Source organism: Dermacoccus sp. PAMC28757, assembly GCF_014302635.1.
Classification (GTDB): Bacteria; Actinomycetota; Actinomycetes; order Actinomycetales; family Dermatophilaceae; genus Dermacoccus; species Dermacoccus abyssi.
The window spans coordinates 2,174,875-2,193,167 of record NZ_CP060292.1 but is presented as its reverse complement, the minus strand read 5'-3'; the positions used below and the strand labels follow the sequence as shown (position 1 = coordinate 2,193,167).

Here is an 18,293-nt window from a genome sequence, read left to right as displayed (position 1 = left end):
TTCCATGACTCAGAACACGAACACCCAGGCCCTCTCCGACGTCGGCGTCTCGATCTGGCTCGACGACCTGAACCGTCCGATGGTCACCGGTGACGAGCTCAAGACGCTCGTCGAGACGAAGAACGTCGTCGGTGTGACCTCGAACCCGACGATCTTCGCCTCGGCGCTGTCGAACGGCTCGGCCTACAACGAGCAGGTCGCCGAGCTCGCCGCCTCCGGCAAGGGCGTCGACGAGGCCGTCTTCACCATCACCACCGAGGACGTCATCTCCGCGTGCGACATCCTGCGCCCGGTGTACGACGCCACGAACGGCGAGAACGGCCGCGTCTCGATCGAGGTCGACCCGCGCATGGCGCGAGACACCGACGGCACGATCAAGATGGCCAAGCAGCTGTGGGAGACGATCGACCGCCCCAACTGCATGATCAAGATCCCGGCCACGGTCGAGGGCCTGCCCGCGATCAGCGCCACGCTCGCCGAGGGCATCAGCGTCAACGTCACGCTGATCTTCTCGCTCGACCGCTACCGCGGCGTCATGAACGCCTTTCTCACGGGCCTCGAGCAGGCCCGTGAGAACGGCAAGGACCTGTCGACCATCCGTTCGGTCGCCTCGTTCTTCGTCAGCCGCGTCGACACCGAGTTCGACAAGCGCCTCGACGCCATCGGCTCCGACGCCGTGAAGGAACTCAAGAGCAAGGCGGGCATCGCGAACGCCCGCCTCGCCTACCAGGCGTTCGAAGAGGTCTTCGGCACGCCGCGTTGGCAGACCCTCGCGGACGACGGCGCCCACGTGCAGCGTCCGCTCTGGGCCTCCACGGGCGTCAAGGACCCGAACCTGTCCGACACGCTGTACGTCGTCGAGCTCGCTGCGCCGAACACGGTCAACACCATGCCGCCGAAGACGCTCGACGCGCTCGCCGACCACGGCGAGATCGCGGGTGACCGCGTGAGCGGCTCATACGGCGAGGCCAAGGCCACGATGGATGCCCTCGAGCAGGTCGGCGTCTCGTACGCCGACGTCGTCGAGCAGCTCGAGACCGAGGGTCTCGAGAAGTTCGAGGCCTCCTGGGAAGAGCTCCTCGGCTCCGTCCGCTCCGAGCTGGAGAAGGCGGGCGACAACAAGTGACCTCCTCCGGTGTCAGCCTCGGCACCGTGGGTGCCGGGACGGCAGCGATCGACACTGCCGTCCCGGCGCTCGTTGCCGAGAAGTTCGCAAGCCGTCTTTTCGACCAGGACCCGACGCTGTGGGGCACCGCGGCCGAGCCCGAATCCGCCAAGCGCCTGTCCTGGGTGACGCTGGCGCGTTCGTCGCGTCCGCTCGTCGGCGAGGTCTCCGCGCTGCGTGAGAAGTTCGCCGAGGCCGGCCTCAACCGTGTCGTCCTGTGCGGCATGGGCGGCTCGTCCCTGGCTCCCGAGGTCATCTGCGCGACGGCGGGCGTTCCGCTCGTCGTGCTCGACTCCTCGCAGCCCGACATGGTGCGCGACGCCCTCGCCGAGGACCTCGAGCACACGGTCGTCGTCGTCTCCTCCAAGTCAGGTTCGACCGTGGAGACCGACAGCCAGCGCCGCGCCTACGAGAAGGCGTTCGAGGACGCCGGTATCGACCCACGTGAGCGCATCGTCATCGTCACCGACCCGGGTTCCCCGCTCGACAAGAGTTCGCGCGAGGGCGGCTTCACCGTCGTCAACGCCGACCCCAACGTCGGCGGACGCTACTCGGCGCTCACGGCGTTCGGTCTCGTGCCGTCCGGCCTGGCCGGCGCCGATATCGAGGCGCTCCTCGACGAGGCCGAGTCGGTCACGGACCTGCTGGCTGCGGACGACGAGGCCAACCCCGGCCTGCGTCTCGGCGCGGTGCTCGGTGGCACGCAGCCGCTGCGCGACAAGATCCTGCTCGCCGATGCCGGTACGCAGATCAAGGGCTTCGGCGACTGGGCCGAGCAGCTCATCGCCGAGTCCACCGGTAAGGACGGCAAGGGTCTGCTCCCGGTCGTCGTCGGTGACTCCGAGCCCGACGAACTCGCCGCTGACGAGAACCTCGTCCTCCTCACGGCCGAGGACGACGAGCGTGCCCCCGAGGGTGAAGCCGTCTCGTCGGTCTCCGGTTCGCTCGGGGCTCAGATGCTCCTGTGGGAGGTCGCGACCGCCGTCGCCGGCCGCCTCATCGGCATCAACCCGTTCGACCAGCCGGATGTCGAGTCGGCGAAGTCGGCCGCTCGTGACCTGCTCGACAAGGGCATGGACGCCGGTGCGGCTCCGGCCTTCACCGACGGCGCCGTCGAGGTCCGTGCCGAGGGCCCCGACTTCCTCGGTGACGCCTCGACGCTCGACGACGCGCTGAGGGCCCTCGTCGACCAGCTCGGTCCGCAGGGTTACCTGGCGGTCATGGCCTACCTCGACCGGTTGCGCGATGCGTCGCTCGCCGACGTCCGTGCTCCGCTGGAGCGCACGCTCGATCGTCCGGTCACCTTCGGCTGGGGGCCCCGTTTCCTCCACTCGACCGGCCAGTACCACAAGGGTGGGCCCGCGATCGGGGTCTACCTGCAGATCACGACCGAGGCGAAGGAAGATCTGGCCGTGCCGGGTCGCGACTTCACCTTCGGCCAGTTCTGCGCGGCTCAGGCCGGCGGTGACGCCGCCGTCCTCGCCGACCACGACCGTCCGGTCCTGCGCCTGCACCTGCGTGAGCACGATGCCGGCTTGGCCCAGGTCACGTCGGCCCTCAACAAGCTTGCAGGAGGCGACGCTCGGTGACGCCACCGGTCGACATCACCAAGGACCACAACCCCCTGCGTTCGCCCCTGGACAAGCGTCTTCCGCGCATCGCCGGACCGTGCAGCGTCGTGCTGTTCGGCGTCACCGGTGACCTCGCGCGCAAGAAGCTCATGCCGGCGATCTACGACCTGTTCCACCGCGGTCTGCTGCCGCCCGGCTTCTCGCTCGTCGGGTTCGCCCGACGCGACTGGGAGGACCAGGACTTCATGCAGATCGTCAAGGACGCCGTGCGCGAGCGTGCTCGCACCGGGTTCGACGAGAAGGTCTGGACCAACCTCGCCGACGGCATCCGGTTCGTGCCCGGCACCTTCGATGACCCCAAGGCCTTCGAGCTTCTCGCGACGACGCTCAAGGAGCTCGAGGAGACGCGCGGCACCGAGGGCAACGCGGCGTTCTACCTGTCGATCCCACCGGGTTCGTTCGCCCAGGTGTGCGAGCAGCTGGAAGCCGCCGGCCTGACCGAGCCGAAGGGTGACGCCTGGCGTCGCGTCGTCATCGAGAAGCCGTTCGGGCACGACCTCGAGAGCGCACGCGAACTCAACGACATCGTCGAGGGCGTCTTCCCGGCCGACTCGATCTTCCGCATCGATCACTACCTCGGCAAGGAGACGGTGCAGAACATCCTGGCGTTCCGTTTCGCCAACGAGATGTTCGAGCCGATCTGGAACGCCAACCACGTCGACCACGTGCAGATCACCATGGCCGAGGACATCGGCATCGGTGGTCGCGCGGGGTACTACGACGGCATCGGCGCAGCACGCGACGTCATCCAGAACCACCTCCTGCAGCTTCTCGCCCTCACGGCGATGGAGCAGCCGCTCTCCTTCGACGCGAAGGATCTGCGGGCGGAGAAGGAGAAGGTGCTCGCCGCGGTGAAGCTGCCGGGCGACCTCGCCGCGGCGACGGCTCGTGGACAGTACGCCGAGGGTTGGCAGGGCGCGCAGAAGGTGCCCGGCTTCCTCGCCGAGGAGGGCATCGACCCGCAGTCGCAGACGGAGACGTACGCGGCCGTGAAGCTCGGTATCAACACCCGTCGCTGGGCCGGGGTGCCGTTCTACCTGCGTACGGGCAAGCGTCTCGGCAAGCGCGTCACGGAGATCGCCGTGGTGTTCAAGAACGCTGCGACGCCCTTCGACGCCAACCAGACCGAGGAGCTCGGCCGCAACGCCGTCGTCATCCGTGTTCAGCCGGACGAGGGCGTCACGATGCGCTTCGGCTCCAAGGTGCCGGGTTCGAACTCCTTCGAGGTGCGCGACGTGACGATGGACTTCGGTTACGGGTCGGCCTTCACCGATTCGAGCCCTGAGGCCTACGAACGTCTCATCCTCGATGTGCTTCTCGGCGATCCGCCGCTCTTCCCCCGGCACGAGGAGGTCGAGCTGTCCTGGCGCATCCTCGACCCGATCGAGCAGTTCTGGGCCGAGCAGGAGTGCCAGCCCGAGCAGTACGAGTCGGGCACGTGGGGTCCGCGTACCTCGGACGACATGATGGCCCGCGACGGACGAGTCTGGAGAATGCCGTGATCGTCGACCTGGAGAAGACCTCGAGCGCCGACATCTCGAAGAAGCTCGTGCAGCTTCGCAACGAGGTCGGTTCGATGACGTTGGGTCGCGTGATGACCCTCGTTGTCGTCAGCTTTCGTGAGCACGTGGACGAGTCGCTGCGGGTGGCCTCGGAGGCCACGCGTCTGCACCCGAGCCGCATCATCGCCGTCGTCGACGAACCCGATGCCGGCGACGACGACCTCAACGCCCAGATCCGCCTCGGCGGGGATGCGGGCGCGAGCGAGATCATCGTTCTCGGGCTGCGTGGTGAGTTGGCCGAGCACGGTGCGGCGGCGATCACTCCGCTGCTCCTGCCGGACTCCCCCGTGGTCGCGTGGTGGCCGATGCAGGCCGACGAGAACATCGGCGAGACGCAGATCGGCCGGATGGCGCAGCGTCGGATCACGGACGTCTCCCTGTCCGACGACCCGCGCGGCGAGATCCTGCGCCGGGCGATGTACTACACGGCCGGTGACACCGACATGGCGTGGGCACGCACGACGCGCTGGCGCGGGCTGCTCGCCGGCGCGCTCGACCTGCCGCCGTACGAGCCGGTGCAGCGCATCGTCGTCAAGGGCGCGTCCGACTCCGCGTCCACCGACCTCCTCGGTGGCTGGCTGTCGGTCGAGCTGGGGTGCCCGGTGCAGCGCGAGCTGACCGAACCCGGGCGCGGCCTCGTGGCCGTCGAGCTCCACCGCGAGAGCGGCGTCATCTCGCTGCTCCGGGACGGCGAGCAGGCGATCCTTCGTCAGCCCGATCAGCCGGATCGTCAGATGGCGCTGCCCCGTCCCGACGCCGTCGCGTCGTTGGCGGAAGAACTGCGTCGTCTCGACAAGGACGAGATCTACCGGGACGCACTCGTGCGAGGGCTGCCCAAGATCGTCGCGGACGACGAACACGATGAGTGACGTCGAGCGTCGGGTACGCCCCGACAAGGCGACACTCGCCGACGCCGTCGCCGAGCGCTTCCTCGCCGTCGTCACCGAGGCCGTCGAGAAGCGCGGTGTGGCGCACGTCGTCCTCACCGGCGGGTCGATGGGCACGGCGTTTCTCGAAGCGCTCGGACGCTCGCCGAACGAGGTGCCGTGGGCCTCGCTCCACCTGTGGTGGGGTGACGAGCGATTCCTGCCCGAGGGCGACGGCGAGCGGAACGTCACGCACGCGCGCGATGCCCTTCTCGACAACCTCACCGTGGCCCCTGCCGGGGTCCACGTCATGGCGGCCTCCGACGGGGCAGCCGCCGGGGACGTTGCCGCGGGTGCCTCTGCCTATGCCGCCGAGCTCCACGAAGCGTTCGGTGACGCGCTCCTCCAGGGCGAGGTTCCCGCGTTCGACGTCGTCATGCTCGGCATGGGGCCTGACACGCACGTCGCGTCGTTGTTCCCCGGTCACGAGCAGACGCGCGCCCACGCCGTGAGCGTCGCCTCGGTGACGAACTCCCCCAAGCCGCCGCCCGAGCGCATCACGATGACGTTCCCCACCTTGAACAGCGCCCGTGAGGTCTGGCTCATGGTCGCAGGCGAGGACAAACGGGATGCCGTACGTGCAGCGTCCGGCTCCGACGACCGGGTGGCTCATCCGGCTTGTGGAGTCCACGGGCAGGTCGCCACGGTGTGGTGGCTCGACGAGGCCGCCGCCGGCTGAGCGAACCCCGAAGCCCTTCCCTGGAACGACGAAAGAGCCCCTCACCGCTACCGGTGAGGGGCTCTTTCAATGTCGAAGCCTGTGTTCGGCTCGCGACGAGGTGTTAGTTGAACCGCTCGACGAGACCGAGTCCGATGATGGCCGCGAACCAGAGGCCAGCCGCGCCGACCGTGATGCGGTTGAGGTTGCGTTCGGCCATCGAGGAGCCACCCATCGTGGCTCCGGAGCCACCACCGAACATGTCGGAGAGTCCGCCGCCACTGCCCTTGTGCATGAGGATGAGCATGGTCAGGAACAGACTGCTCAGCACGAGCAGAACCTGCAGAGCGATCTTCAGAATGTCCACGTAGAAATCTCACCTCACGACGACGCGAGCTGACGCCCGCACAATTCGCCCAAGCCTATCGCGTCGGACACCGTGCCCATGTCAGCCCCCGACGCGCGCCGAGCGGCACGACCTCGGTGGCCGGTGGGTCCGGCGTGCGACGCGCAGGATCACTGCCCGGCGTGCTCCTTGTAACGGCAGATGCCGGCGAAGTCGTCGACGACGAGCGACGCACCACCGACAAGGGCGCCGTCGACGTCGTCACCGGCCATGATTTCCGCGACGTTGCCCGGCTTGACCGAACCGCCGTAGAGAACGCGGACCTTCGCGGCGACATCGCCGTCGAACACGCGGGCGAGGGCCTCGCGCAGCGCGCCGCAGACCTCCTGCGCGTCCGCCGGCGTGGCGACCTCACCCGTACCGATGGCCCACACGGGCTCGTACGCCACGACGAGGCTCTCCGCCTGCTCCCGCGAGAGACCGGCGACGGCCGCCTCGAGCTGAGCGACCGTGTGCTCGACGTGCTGAGCGGCCTTGCGGACCTCGAGCGGCTCGCCAACGCACAAGATCGGCGTCATGCCGTGGCGATAGGCCGCCTCGACCTTGGCGCGCACGATCTCGTCCGTCTCGTGGTGGTACTCGCGACGCTCGCTGTGGCCGACGCACACGTACGTGCAGCCGAGCTTTGCGAGGAAGGCACCTGAGACCTCACCGGTGTAGGCGCCCTCGTCGTGCTGCGAGAGGTCCTGGGCGCCGTAGACGAGCTTCAGCTTGTCGCCGTCGACGAGCGTCTGCACCGAACGCAGGTCGGTGAACGGCGGCAGCACGGCCACCTCCACGTCGGCGAAGTCGTGGCGCTTGTCCTCGAGGGTCCACGTGAGCTTCTGCACGAGGTGCGTGCCCTGCAGGTGGTCGAGATTCATCTTCCAGTTGCCCGCCATGAGCGGCGTGCGGGTGGTGGTCGAAGCCATCAGGCTCCCCTTTCCCTTGAAGGTTCGAGGTGGTGGAACGAGAACGAGCCCCGCTCCCGCCGGACGACGGAAGCGGGGCTCGTGACGTGCGGGACGCCGGCGTCAGCCGAGCACCTCGATGCCGGGCAGGTTCTTGCCCTCGAGGTACTCGAGGCTGGCGCCTCCGCCGGTGGAGATGTGACCGAACTGCTCGTCTGCGAAACCCAGCTGACGCACTGCGGCAGCCGAGTCGCCGCCACCGACCACGGTGAGAGCACCGTTCTCGGTGGCTTCGACGAGCGCCTGGGCGACGGCCTTCGTGCCCGCGGCGAACGGCTCCATCTCGAACGCGCCCATCGGGCCGTTCCAGAACACCGTCTTGCAGTCGGTGAGCTTCGACGCGTAGAGCTTCGCAGACTCGGGACCGATGTCGAGACCCATCTGGTCGGCCGGGATGGCGTCGACCGCGACGACCTCGCTGCCCTTGTCGGCAGCGAACTCGGGCGCCACGACGACATCGACCGGCAGGACGATCTCGACGCCGGCCTCCTTGGCCTTGGCGATGTAGCCCTTGACGGTCTCGAGCTGCTCGTCGTCGAGAAGGCTCTTGCCGACCTCGTGGCCTTCGGCCTTGAGGAAGGTGAAGACCATGCCGCCACCGATGAGGAGACGGTCCGCGGTCTTCATGAGGTTCTCGATGACGGCGAGCTTGTCAGCGACCTTGGCGCCGCCGAGCACGACGGCGTAGGGACGCTGCGGCTCGTCCGTGAGGCGCTGCAACACGTCGACCTCGGCCTGCACGAGACCACCCATGGCCGACGGCAGGAGTTCGGCGACGTCGTACACGGACGCCTGCTTGCGGTGCACGACACCGAAGCCGTCGGAGACGAAGACGTCGGCGAGATCGGCCAGCTGCTGGGCGAACTCGCGGCGCTCGGCGTCGTCCTTGCTCGTCTCCCCCGCGTTGAAGCGCAGGTTCTCGAGCAGGGCGACGTCGCCGTCACCGAGGGACTCCACGACCTCACGGGCCGAGTCGCCGACGGTGTCGGAGGCGAACTTCACGTCCTGACCGAGCAACTCCGACAGACGGGAGACGACCGGCTCGAGCGAGTACTTCGCCTCCGGCTCACCCTTGGGACGGCCGAGGTGGGCCACGACAACGACGCGGGCGCCTGCCTTCGTCAGCTCCTGGATCGTGGGGACGGACGCGCGCACACGGCCGTCGTCCGTGATCCGGGAACCGTCGAGCGGCACGTTGAGGTCACTGCGCAGCAGAACCTCCTTGCCCCTCAGATCACCGAGGTCGGAGATCGACTTCATCGACGCCTCAGAGCTTGGAGCCGACGAGGGCGGTGAGGTCGACGAGGCGGTTGGAGTAACCCCACTCGTTGTCGTACCAGCCGACGACCTTGACCTGGTTGCCGATGACCTTCGTCAGGCCGGAGTCGAAGATGCAGGACGCCGGGTCGGTGACGATGTCAGTGGAGACGAGGTCGGCCTCGGAGTAGTTGAGGACGTCCTTGAGCGGGCCCTCGGAAGCGGCCTTCTTGACGATCTCGTTGACCTCTTCGACGGTCGTCTCGCGGGAGGCGGTGAACGTCAGGTCCGTGGCCGAACCCGTGGGAACAGGCACGCGCAGCGCGTAACCGTCGAGCTTGCCCTTGAGCTCCGGCAGGACGAGAGAGACGGCCTTGGCCGCACCCGTCGACGTGGGAACGATGTTGATGGCGGCGGCGCGGGCGCGGCGCGCGTCCTTGTGCGGGGCGTCGTGAAGGCGCTGGTCACCCGTGTAGGCGTGAACCGTCGTCATGAGGCCCTTCTCGATGCCGAGGCCGTCGTTGAGGGCCTTGGCCATCGGGGCGAGGCAGTTCGTCGTGCACGACGCGTTGGAGATGATCGTGTGCTTCTCCGGGTCGTACAGGTCGTCGTTGACGCCCATGACGATGGTGATGTCCTCGTTCTTCGCCGGGGCGGAGATGATGACCTTCTTCGCCCCGCCGGCCAGGTGGGCCTTGGCAGCCTCGGCCTCGGTGAAGAAGCCGGTGGACTCGACGACGATGTCGGCGCCGACGGAGGCCCAGTCGAGCTTGGCCGGGTCCTTCTCGGCGAAGGCGGCGATCTTGGCGCCGTCGACCGTGATGGAGGTGTCGTCGAAGGTGACGTCGCCGTCGAAGCGGCCGAGGATCGAGTCGTACTTGAGCAGGTGGGCCAGCGTCTTGTTGTCGGTGAGGTCGTTCACCGCCACGATCTCGACATCTGCGCCCGACGCCTTGACGGCGCGGAAGAAGTTGCGGCCGATGCGGCCAAAGCCATTGATACCAACGCGGACGGTCACTTTTGGACCCTGCCCTTCCCTAGGAATCGAGTGCTCGCGTACCCGCTGGCGGGCACGCGGTCTTTCACACGTCCACCCTATGACAAGGGGCCCCACGCGTGGCGAAGCGGTGGGAGGTTACCGGCCAGTGCATGAGACCCGCAGAGCCGCACGGTGGGCCTGTGTGGCGCCTTCGTCGAGCACAGATCGACGCCCACCGCGGGGGTGCGGTGGGCGTCGGCGAAGTGTGGCGAGGGTCAGTCGTCCTCGAGCATGTCCGGCGTGAGGTTGGCCTCCGTGCCAGGAATGCCGAGTTCCGCCGCACGCTTGTCCGCCATGGCGAGCAGACGACGGATGCGCCCGGCAACCGCGTCCTTCGTCATGGGCGGGTCGGCGAGAGCGCCCAGCTCCTCGAGGCTGGCCTGCTTGTGCTCGATGCGCAGTTCACCGGCCTGACGCAGGTGACCGGGCACCTCGTCGCCGAGGATTTCCATGGCGCGAGCAACGCGCGAACCGGCCGCGACGGCCGCGCGGGCCGAACGGCGCAGGTTGGCATCGTCGAAGTTCGCGAGGCGGTTGGCGGTGGCACGCACCTCTCGGCGCATACGGCGCTCCTCCCACACGAGGCGCGCGTCCGTGGCGCCCATGTGCGTGAGCAAGGCCCCGATGGCCTCCCCGTCACGGATGACGACGCGGTCGACCCCACGCACCTCACGTGCCTTCGCGGCGATGCCGAGGCGGCGGGCCGCTCCGACGAGGGCGAGAGCCACCTCGGAGCCGGGGCACGTGATCTCCATCGACGACGAACGTCCGGGTTCGGTGAGCGATCCGTGAACGATGAAGGCTCCGCGCCACGCGGCGGCGGCGTCGTCGAGGGTGCCGTTGACGATCTTCGGGGGAAGCCCGCGTACAGGACGTCCCTTGGCGTCGACGAGACCCGCCTGAACGGCGAGCTCGGCCTTCGGAACACGCACGACGTAGGACGTGGAGCGACGAATGCCACCCGGGCGCATGACGACGAGTTCGCTCGAGTGGCCGTAAAGCTCGGTGATGGCGGTGCGCAGGCGTCGCGCGGCAACCCCCGTGTCGAGCTCCGCCTCGACGCTCACGCGGCCGCCGACGAGGTGCAATCCCCCTGCGAAACGCAGCATCGCGGCCACCTCGGCCTTGCGCGTCGCGTTCGTCGTGACGACGACCCGGCTGAGCTCGTCCTTGACCGTTGCGGTCATCGCCATGGCGCCATGTCCTCTCCAGAAACGACCGCTCCAAGGCTTGGCTGCCGTGAAGCGGAGTTCTCATTTTGCCTGCTCCAACGCGAGAACCCAAACGCTGTTGGTGCGAAATAGTGACCTGCAGGCGTGCGTACGCCCCCTGACTCATTGATGCCGCGGACCACGGGAGGAACGCTCCATGACGTCTCGATAGGCCGTGGCGAGGCGCAACGTGTCGTGCACCCCGGCCGTGTCCGGGTCGGCCACGTGCTTGTAGACGACCTCCGCGCCGAGGGCGGCAGCGGACGTCTCGAGTGCGTGGAGGGCCCGCTCGTCGTCACCGATGACACCGGGGTCCGCGAGGACCGCATCGAGATGCAGTGCAGGCGCGTGGGCGCGTAGCACCTCCAAGTGGTCGCTTGCCGAGAAGCCCGCGGTCTCGCCCGTGTCCATCTGCACGTTGAGGGCGAGCATGCGCTTCGCCTTGGTCATGACAAGGGCGTCCAGCAGATCGGGCACGAGAAGGTGGGGCATGACGGACGTGAACCACGAGCCCGGTCCGAGAATGACCCAGTCGGCGTCGAGAACGGCGTCGACGGCCTCCTTGCACGGCTGAGGAGGGTCCGGGAACAAGCGCAGGTTGAGCACCTGCCCGGGCGTCTGCGCGACGGCGACCTGACCGGATACCTCCTGCACTTCCTCCGGCTTCTCGGGGTCGGCGCCGCGCACCGTGGCGTCGATGCGCAACGGTTGCATCGACATCGGCAGGACGCGACCGCGCGCGCTCAGCAGGCGCCCCACCATGTCGAGACCCTTGATCGGGTCGCCGAGCGAATCCCACAAACCCGCGATGATGAGATTGCCGAGCGCGTGGCCGCCCATCGGACCCTCACCGGGGAACCGGTGCTGCAGGGCGTCACGCCAGGCGATGCCCCACTCGGAGTTGTCACACAACGCCGCCAGGGCCATGCGCAGGTCACCAGGCGGAAGGATGTCGTACTCCTCCCGGAGGCGTCCCGACGATCCCCCGTCATCGGCGACCGTGACGATGGCCGTGATCTGGTCGGTGACGAGCCGCAGGGCTTCGAGGGAGGCGAAGAGACCGTGCCCTCCCCCGAGTGCCGCGACAGCGGGCCTCTTCACTCGCGCCCCAGGTCGCGGTGCACCACGAGTGTGCCGAGACGTTCGGAACGAAGCTGCTTCGCAAGGGCCTCGGCCATGGCGACGCTCCGGTGCTTGCCCCCCGTGCACCCGACGGCCAGCGTCACGTAGCTACGGCCCTCACGCAGGTAGCCCTCGGTCATCGGTTTGAGGAGTGACAGGACGCCGTCGAGGAACTCCTTCGCACCCGGCTGGCCGAGCACGAAGTCGCTCACGACCTCGTCCTTACCGCTGAACGGACGCAACTCCGGATTCCAGAAAGGGTTGGGCAGGAAGCGCATGTCGAAAACGAGGTCGGCGTCCAGCGGGATGCCGTACTTGAAGCCGAAACTCATGACGGCGATCCGAAGATCCGGGCCTCCCTTGTCACCGACGAGCTCCTGCACCTTGGCCGAGAGCTGGTGGACGTTGAGGCCACTCGTGTCGATGAGGATGTCCGCGTTCGAGCGAAGATCACGTAGCAGCTCACGCTCGCGCGTGATGCCGTCGAGCATGCGCCCCTCCCCCTGCAGCGGGTGAGGGCGACGCACGGATTCGAAACGGCGCACGAGCGATTCGTCCGTGGCGTCGACGAAGACGACGGAGGGACGCCAGCCGTTGTCGCGCAGCTGCTCGAGGCCTGCGCGGAAGTCGGTGAAGAAGGCACGGCTGCGCACGTCGACGACGGCGGCGACGCGAACGTCGGACTCGCCGCTCTTGTCGACGAGGTCAGCCAGCTGCGTGAGTAACTGCGGCGGCAGGTTGTCGACGACGTACCAGCCCTGGTCCTCGAGAACGTTGGCCGCAGTGGTGCGACCCGCCCCGCTCATACCCGTGACGATCATCATCTCCGAGTGCGCAGAGTCGGTCATCGTGGCCTCTCGTTCTCTCATTCCAGTACTTCTCCGGTCATCACGTTAACCGCTGGCGACCCCTCGTTCGACGAGAGCGCCCGGACGACGGACTCGGCCAGGGCCGGGCCGACACCCTTGACCTCCTGGAGCGCTTCGGCGTCGGCCGCACGGATGGCCTTGACCGTTCCGAAGTGCTGGAGCAACGCCTTCTGCTTGGCCGGCCCGAGGCCCGCGATCCCGTCGAGGGCGGAGACCGTCATGGCTTTCGAGCGCCGTTCCCGGTGGAACGTGATGGCGAAGCGGTGGGCCTCGTCACGCACCCGCTGCAGCAGGTAGAGCGCCTCGCTCGTGCGCGGCAGGATGACGGGGAAGTCGTCGTCCGCGAGCCACACCTCCTCGAGGCGTTTGGCGAGACCGACGACAGGGATGTCGGCGAACCCGACCTCGGCCAGAGCACGCGCCGCAGCGTCCACCTGCGGGCGTCCACCGTCGACGACGAGAAGCTGCGGACGGTAGGCGAACTTCTTGAGACGCCCGTCCTCGTCACGGAGGGAACCGGCCCTGTCGTCGGCGTCCACCTCGCCACTGACCGGGGTGGTTTCGTCGCCGTTCGCGGTCTCGCGGGCCAGACGGGCGAAGCGGCGCGTGAGCACCTCGTGCATGGCGGCCACGTCGTCGTTGCGCAGGGTGCCGTCCGCATCCTCGGTGCCGGCCACGATGAAGCGGCGGTACTCGGACTTGCGCGGCAGGCCGTCCTCGAAGACGACCATCGAGCCCACGACGTTCGTGCCCTGCACGTGCGAGATGTCGAAACACTCGATGCGTAGCGGCGCCTCGGGCAGTCCGAGGTTCTCCTGCAACTCCTCGAGGGCCTGCGAGCGAGCAGTGAGATCGCCGGCCCGGCTGACCTTGTGTCGGGCGAGGGCCTGCTCGGCGTTCTTCGTCACGGTGGCGGCGAGTTTTCGCTTGTCACCACGCTGCGGGACGCGCAGGTCGACCACGCCGCCGCGACGCTGGCGCAGCCAGTCACGCACGTCGTCGGGTTCGCCCGGTAGGACGGGCACGAGCACTTCGCGGGGAACGTCGTCCTTGCCCTCGCGTTCTCCGTACACCTCGAGCAGGATCCGCTCGATGAGTTCCGGGGTTCCGACGCCCGCCTCGCTGGCCTTGTCGGTGACCCAGCCGCGCTGTCCTCGAATGCGCCCACCTCGGACGTGGAAGACCTGGACTGCGGCCTCGAGCTCGTCCTCGACGAGACCGAAGACGTCGGCGTCCGTGGCGTCGTCGAAGACGATGGCCGACTTCTGCAGCACCTTCTCGAGGGCACCGAGATCGTCACGCAAGCGCGCGGCCTGCTCGAAGTCGAGTTCGGCCGACGCCGCCTTCATGCGACGCTCGATGTCGCGCGTGAACCGCGCCGAATCCCCCGCCATGAACGCGCAGAAGTCCTCGGCGATGGCGCGGTGCTCCTCGTGCGTCACGTTGCCGACACACGGAGCACTGCACTTGTCGATGTAGCCGAGCAGGCATGGGCGTCCGGAGACCTCGGCGCGGCGGTAGACGCCCGCGCTGCACGTGCGCATGGGAAACACGCGCATGAGCTGGTCGAGGGTGTCGCGGATGGCCCACGCGTGGGTGAACGGTCCGAAGTAGCGGGTGCCCGGCTTCTTGCGTCCGCGCATGACCTGCGCCCGCGGCACCTCGTCGGACATCGTCACCGCGAGGTACGGGTACGACTTGTCGTCGCGGTACTTCACGTTGAAGCGCGGGTCGTACTCCTTGATCCACGCGTACTCGAGCTGAAGTGCCTCGACCTCGTTGCGCACGACCGTCCACTCGACGGATGCTGCCGTGGTCACCATCGTGCGCGTCCGCGGGTGAAGCAGACGCAGGTCCTGAAAGTAGCTCGTGAGGCGCGAACGCAGGGACTTCGCCTTGCCGACGTAGATGACACGTCCGTCACGGTCGCGGAAGCGGTAGACGCCGGCGTCCGTGGGGATGTCGCCCGTCTTCGGGCGGTAGGTGCGGGGATCGGCCATCAGCCGGTGACGTGCAGCTTCGCGCCCTGCACGGCGACTTGCTTGGCGGGAAGCCCCTTCTCCGCCGGGCCGGCGGTGACGTCACCCGTCTTGGGGTCGAAACGGCTGCCGTGGCAGGTGCAGACGATGGCTTCTTCGGTGACCTGGCCGACCTGGCAACCCTGGTGGGGGCAGACCGACGAGAACGCCTTGTAGGAGCCCTTGGTCGGCTGGGTGACGACGACGCTGTTGGTGCGGTCGATGAAGCCGCCACCGACCGGAACGTTCGATGCATCAACGCTGATATCGACCTTCTTGGCCGCCGGAGCGTCGTCACCACCGCCGCAGGCAGCGAGAAGCCCCGTGCCGACGACGGCCGTCGTGGCAGTGAGCGCGCTGCGGCGGGAGATCTCGTTGCTCAATGACGTCATGACTTCTTCGCCTTCCCGGCGGCGGGTGCCGCCTTCTTCGCCGTCCTCTTGGTGGTGGTCTTCGTCGACGAACTGCTCTTCGTGGCGCTCGTGGTGGCCGCTGCGGCCTTCTTCTCCGCCGCCTTCTTGGCGGCCCGCGGACCGCGCGCAATCGGCTCGACGGCCTTCTGCGGCACGATCTGCGGCGTCACGCCCGCCTTCTCGAGCACCGGCGCGAGGAAGCGACCGGTGTGGCTCTCGGCAACCTGCGCGATTTGCTCCGGAGTTCCCTCGGCAACGACCGTGCCACCGCGGAAGCCGCCCTCGGGACCCATGTCGATGACCCAGTCGGCGCACTTGATGACGTCGAGGTTGTGCTCGATGACGACGACCGTGTTGCCCTTGTCGGCCAGACCCTGGATGACGTCGAGCAGCTTACGGATGTCCTCGAAGTGCAGGCCCGTGGTCGGCTCGTCGAGCACGTAGATGGTGCGTCCGGCGGATCGCTTCTGCAACTCGCTCGCGAGCTTGACGCGCTGGGCCTCACCACCCGAGAGCGTCGGCGCGGGCTGACCGAGGCGGACGTAGCCGAGCCCCACGTCGACGAGGGTGCGCATGTGACGCGCGATGGCCGGCACCGCTTCGAAGAAGTCGGCGGCCTCCTCGATCGGCATGTCGAGGACCTCGGCGATCGTCTTGCCCTTGAAGTGCACCTCGAGCGTCTCGCGGTTGTAGCGCGCACCGTGGCACACCTCGCAGGGCACGTACACGTCGGGCAGGAAGTTCATCTCGATCTTGAGCGTGCCGTCACCCGAGCAGGCCTCGCAGCGTCCGCCCTTGACGTTGAAGGAGAAGCGGCCAGGCTGGTAGCCGCGCACCTTCGCCTCCTGCGTCTCGGCGAAGAGCTTGCGGATGTTGTCGAACACACCCGTGTAGGTGGCCGGGTTGCTTCGCGGGGTACGCCCGATGGGGCTCTGATCGACGTGGACGACCTTGTCGAGCTGCTGCATGCCGGTGACGCGCTTGTGTCGCCCCGCGACCTGCCGGGCGCCGTTGAGCTCGTTGGCGAGCGATGTGTAGAGGATGTCGTTGACGAGGGTCGACTTTCCGGAGCCGGAGACCCCGGTGACGACAACGAGGTTGCCCAGCGGGAAGGCAACGTCGACGTTCTTCAGCGTGTGCTCGCGAGCCCCCTCGACGACGACCTGCCGCCCGTCCTGTCCGCGACGCGTCGGGGGAACGGGAATCGACAGGCGGCCGGAGAGGTAGCCACCCGTGATCGAGCGCTTCTCTTTGACGAGCCCGTCGACGGGGCCGGAGTAGACGACCTCACCCCCGTGCTCGCCGGCGCCGGGGCCGATGTCGACGATCCAGTCGGCCGTCTCGATGGTGTCCTCGTCGTGCTCAACGACGATGAGGGTGTTGCCGAGGTCGCGCAGCCGGGTCAGCGTCTCGATGAGGCGGTGGTTGTCGCGCTGGTGGAGACCGATGGACGGCTCGTCGAGCACGTAGAGCACGCCGACGAGGCCGGAACCGATCTGCGTGGCCAGGCGGATGCGCTGAGCCTCGCCACCCGAGAGGGTGCCGGCCGGCCGGTCGAGCGAGAGGTAGTCGAGGCCGACGTCGAGCAGGAAGCCCAGGCGAGCTCCGATCTCCTTGATGACGCGCTCGGCGATCTGACGCTCACGCGAGTCGAAGTCGACCCCGTCGAGGAAGTACGCGGACTCCGAGATGGGCAGGGCGCAGACCTCGGCGATCGACTTGCCACCGATGGTGACGGCGAGCGACTCCGGCTTGAGTCGGGCGCCCTTGCACACCGGGCACGGAACCTCACGCATGTAGCCCTCGTAGCGCTCACGACTCCACTCGGACTCGGTCTCGGAGTGGCGACGCTTGACGAACGGGATGACGCCCTCGAAGCCCGTCGAGTACGAGCGCTCACGCCCGTAGCGGTTGCGGTAACGCACGTGAACCTTGTGGTTCTTGCCCTCGAGCAGCATGGTGCGGGCGCGGGTGGGCAGGGCACGCCAGGGTGTGTCGAGGTCGAAGCCCTGCTCGTCGCCGAGCGCCTTCATCACGCGGATGAAGTAGTCGGCCGCACCCGAGCCCTGCGCCCACGGGAGGATGGCACCGTCTCGCAGCGTCTTCTCCTCGTCGGGCACGACGAGGTCGGGGTCGACCTGGAGTTCCGTGCCGAGGCCGGTGCATTCGGGGCAGGCACCGAACGGGCTGTTGAAGGAGAACGAGCGAGGCTCGATGGCGTCCATCGACAGCGGGTGGTCGTTGGGGCACGCGAGCTTCTCCGAGTAGCGGCGCTCGAGCGGCCCCTCGACCTCCTCGCCCTCACGCACGACCTTTTCGACGACGACGAGTCCGTCGGCAAGGCCGAGAGCTGTCTCGACGGAGTCGGTGAGGCGCTGGCGTCCGCTCGTGTCGTCGGGGCCCTTCGCGACGAGGCGGTCGACCACGACGTCGATGGTGTGCTTCTTCTGCTTCTCGAGCACCGGCGGTTCGGTGAGCGACACGATCTCGCCGTCGACGCGGGCGCGCGAGAAGCCCTTCGTCTGCAGTTCGGCGAACAGGTCGACGTACTCACCCTTGCGTGCCCGGACCACGGGGGCGAGCACCTGGTAGCGGGTGCGCTCGGGCAGCTCCTGGATGCTGTCGACGATCTGCTGAGGAGTCTGGCTGCCGACCGGCTCGCCACAGACGGGGCAGTGCGGACGACCGGCGCGCGCGAAGAGCAGACGGAAGTAGTCGTAGACCTCCGTGATGGTGCCCACGGTGGAGCGCGGGTTGCGGTTCGTGCTCTTCTGGTCGATCGAGACGGCCGGGCTCAGACCTTCGATGAAGTCGACGTCGGGCTTGTCCATCTGCCCGAGGAACTGACGCGCGTACGCTGACAGCGACTCGACGTAGCGACGCTGGCCCTCGGCGAAAATCGTGTCGAACGCGAGCGACGACTTGCCCGAACCGGACAGGCCCGTAAAGACGACGAGCGCGTCACGCGGGATCTCGATCGAGACGTTCTTGAGGTTGTGCTCACGTGCACCACGCACGAGCAGGTGATCGTGGCCGCGACGCGCGACGGCGGAAGCGCTCGAACGT

At 68.0% G+C, this 18,293-nt stretch carries 15 protein-coding genes; 5 read left to right on the top strand and 10 right to left on the bottom strand.

Translation table 11 applies throughout. From position 1 onward, the window contains the following. Positions 1-4: 4 nt before the first annotated feature. From tal to pgl, 5 genes are read left to right on the top strand one after another with little or no spacing between them, the layout of a single operon-like run. Complete coding sequence (gene tal, locus H7F30_RS10430) at positions 5-1,126, top strand: transaldolase (protein ID WP_187034962.1); 1,122 nt, start codon at positions 5-7, stop codon at positions 1,124-1,126. After that, complete coding sequence (locus tag H7F30_RS10425) at positions 1,123-2,754, top strand: glucose-6-phosphate isomerase (protein ID WP_187034960.1); 1,632 nt, start codon at positions 1,123-1,125, stop codon at positions 2,752-2,754. The genes tal and H7F30_RS10425 overlap by 4 nt, the downstream gene beginning before the upstream one ends. Next, positions 2,751-4,298: a glucose-6-phosphate dehydrogenase gene (gene zwf, locus H7F30_RS10420; protein ID WP_187034958.1), complete on the top strand. Its 1,548-nt coding sequence runs from the start codon at positions 2,751-2,753 to the stop codon at positions 4,296-4,298. The genes H7F30_RS10425 and zwf overlap by 4 nt, the downstream gene beginning before the upstream one ends. After that, on the top strand, positions 4,295-5,227 hold the full coding sequence (locus tag H7F30_RS10415; RefSeq protein WP_187034956.1) for a glucose-6-phosphate dehydrogenase assembly protein OpcA: 933 nt from the start codon (positions 4,295-4,297) through the stop codon (positions 5,225-5,227). Before zwf ends, H7F30_RS10415 begins: the two co-directional genes overlap by 4 nt. Beyond that, positions 5,220-5,963, top strand: coding sequence for a 6-phosphogluconolactonase (pgl, locus tag H7F30_RS10410; protein ID WP_187034954.1), 744 nt, complete (start codon positions 5,220-5,222; stop codon positions 5,961-5,963). The genes H7F30_RS10415 and pgl overlap by 8 nt, the downstream gene beginning before the upstream one ends. Positions 5,964-6,066: 103 nt before the next feature. On the opposite strand, the gene secG is transcribed toward pgl, so the two are convergent. From secG to uvrA, 10 genes are all read right to left on the bottom strand, one after another. Beyond that, positions 6,067-6,309 (bottom strand): preprotein translocase subunit SecG, encoded by a 243-nt coding sequence (secG, locus tag H7F30_RS10405; protein ID WP_047312777.1) that lies wholly within the window; start codon positions 6,307-6,309, stop codon positions 6,067-6,069. 149 nt (positions 6,310-6,458) lie between these two features. Beyond that, positions 6,459-7,259, bottom strand: coding sequence for a triose-phosphate isomerase (gene tpiA / locus H7F30_RS10400; protein WP_187034952.1), 801 nt, complete (start codon positions 7,257-7,259; stop codon positions 6,459-6,461). A 102-nt stretch (positions 7,260-7,361) separates the two neighbouring features. Continuing rightward, positions 7,362-8,558, bottom strand: a complete 1,197-nt coding sequence (gene pgk / locus H7F30_RS10395) for a phosphoglycerate kinase (RefSeq protein ID WP_187034950.1) — start codon at positions 8,556-8,558, stop codon at positions 7,362-7,364. 7 nt (positions 8,559-8,565) lie between these two features. After that, positions 8,566-9,573: a type I glyceraldehyde-3-phosphate dehydrogenase gene (gene gap / locus H7F30_RS10390; protein ID WP_047312774.1), complete on the bottom strand. Its 1,008-nt coding sequence runs from the start codon at positions 9,571-9,573 to the stop codon at positions 8,566-8,568. 236 nt (positions 9,574-9,809) lie between these two features. Further along, the gene (gene whiA, locus H7F30_RS10385; RefSeq protein ID WP_187034948.1) at positions 9,810-10,787 is read right to left on the bottom strand and encodes a DNA-binding protein WhiA; all 978 of its coding nucleotides are present in this window, start codon (positions 10,785-10,787) and stop codon (positions 9,810-9,812) included. A 141-nt stretch (positions 10,788-10,928) separates the two neighbouring features. Beyond that, positions 10,929-11,906, bottom strand: coding sequence for a uridine diphosphate-N-acetylglucosamine-binding protein YvcK (gene yvcK / locus H7F30_RS10380; protein ID WP_129663450.1), 978 nt, complete (start codon positions 11,904-11,906; stop codon positions 10,929-10,931). After that, entirely contained in the window at positions 11,903-12,775 is an 873-nt protein-coding gene (gene rapZ, locus H7F30_RS10375) for an RNase adapter RapZ (RefSeq protein WP_225910766.1), read from the bottom strand. Before rapZ ends, yvcK begins: the two co-directional genes overlap by 4 nt. Positions 12,776-12,792: 17 nt before the next feature. Then, entirely contained in the window at positions 12,793-14,796 is a 2,004-nt protein-coding gene (gene uvrC, locus H7F30_RS10370) for an excinuclease ABC subunit UvrC (RefSeq protein ID WP_129663448.1), read from the bottom strand. Next, positions 14,796-15,206: a Rieske (2Fe-2S) protein gene (locus H7F30_RS10365; RefSeq protein WP_047312769.1), complete on the bottom strand. Its 411-nt coding sequence runs from the start codon at positions 15,204-15,206 to the stop codon at positions 14,796-14,798. The genes uvrC and H7F30_RS10365 overlap by 1 nt, the downstream gene beginning before the upstream one ends. Further along, complete coding sequence (gene uvrA / locus H7F30_RS10360; protein ID WP_187037989.1) at positions 15,203-18,250, bottom strand: excinuclease ABC subunit UvrA; 3,048 nt, start codon at positions 18,248-18,250, stop codon at positions 15,203-15,205. Before uvrA ends, H7F30_RS10365 begins: the two co-directional genes overlap by 4 nt. Between the last annotated feature and the right edge of the window lie 43 nt (positions 18,251-18,293).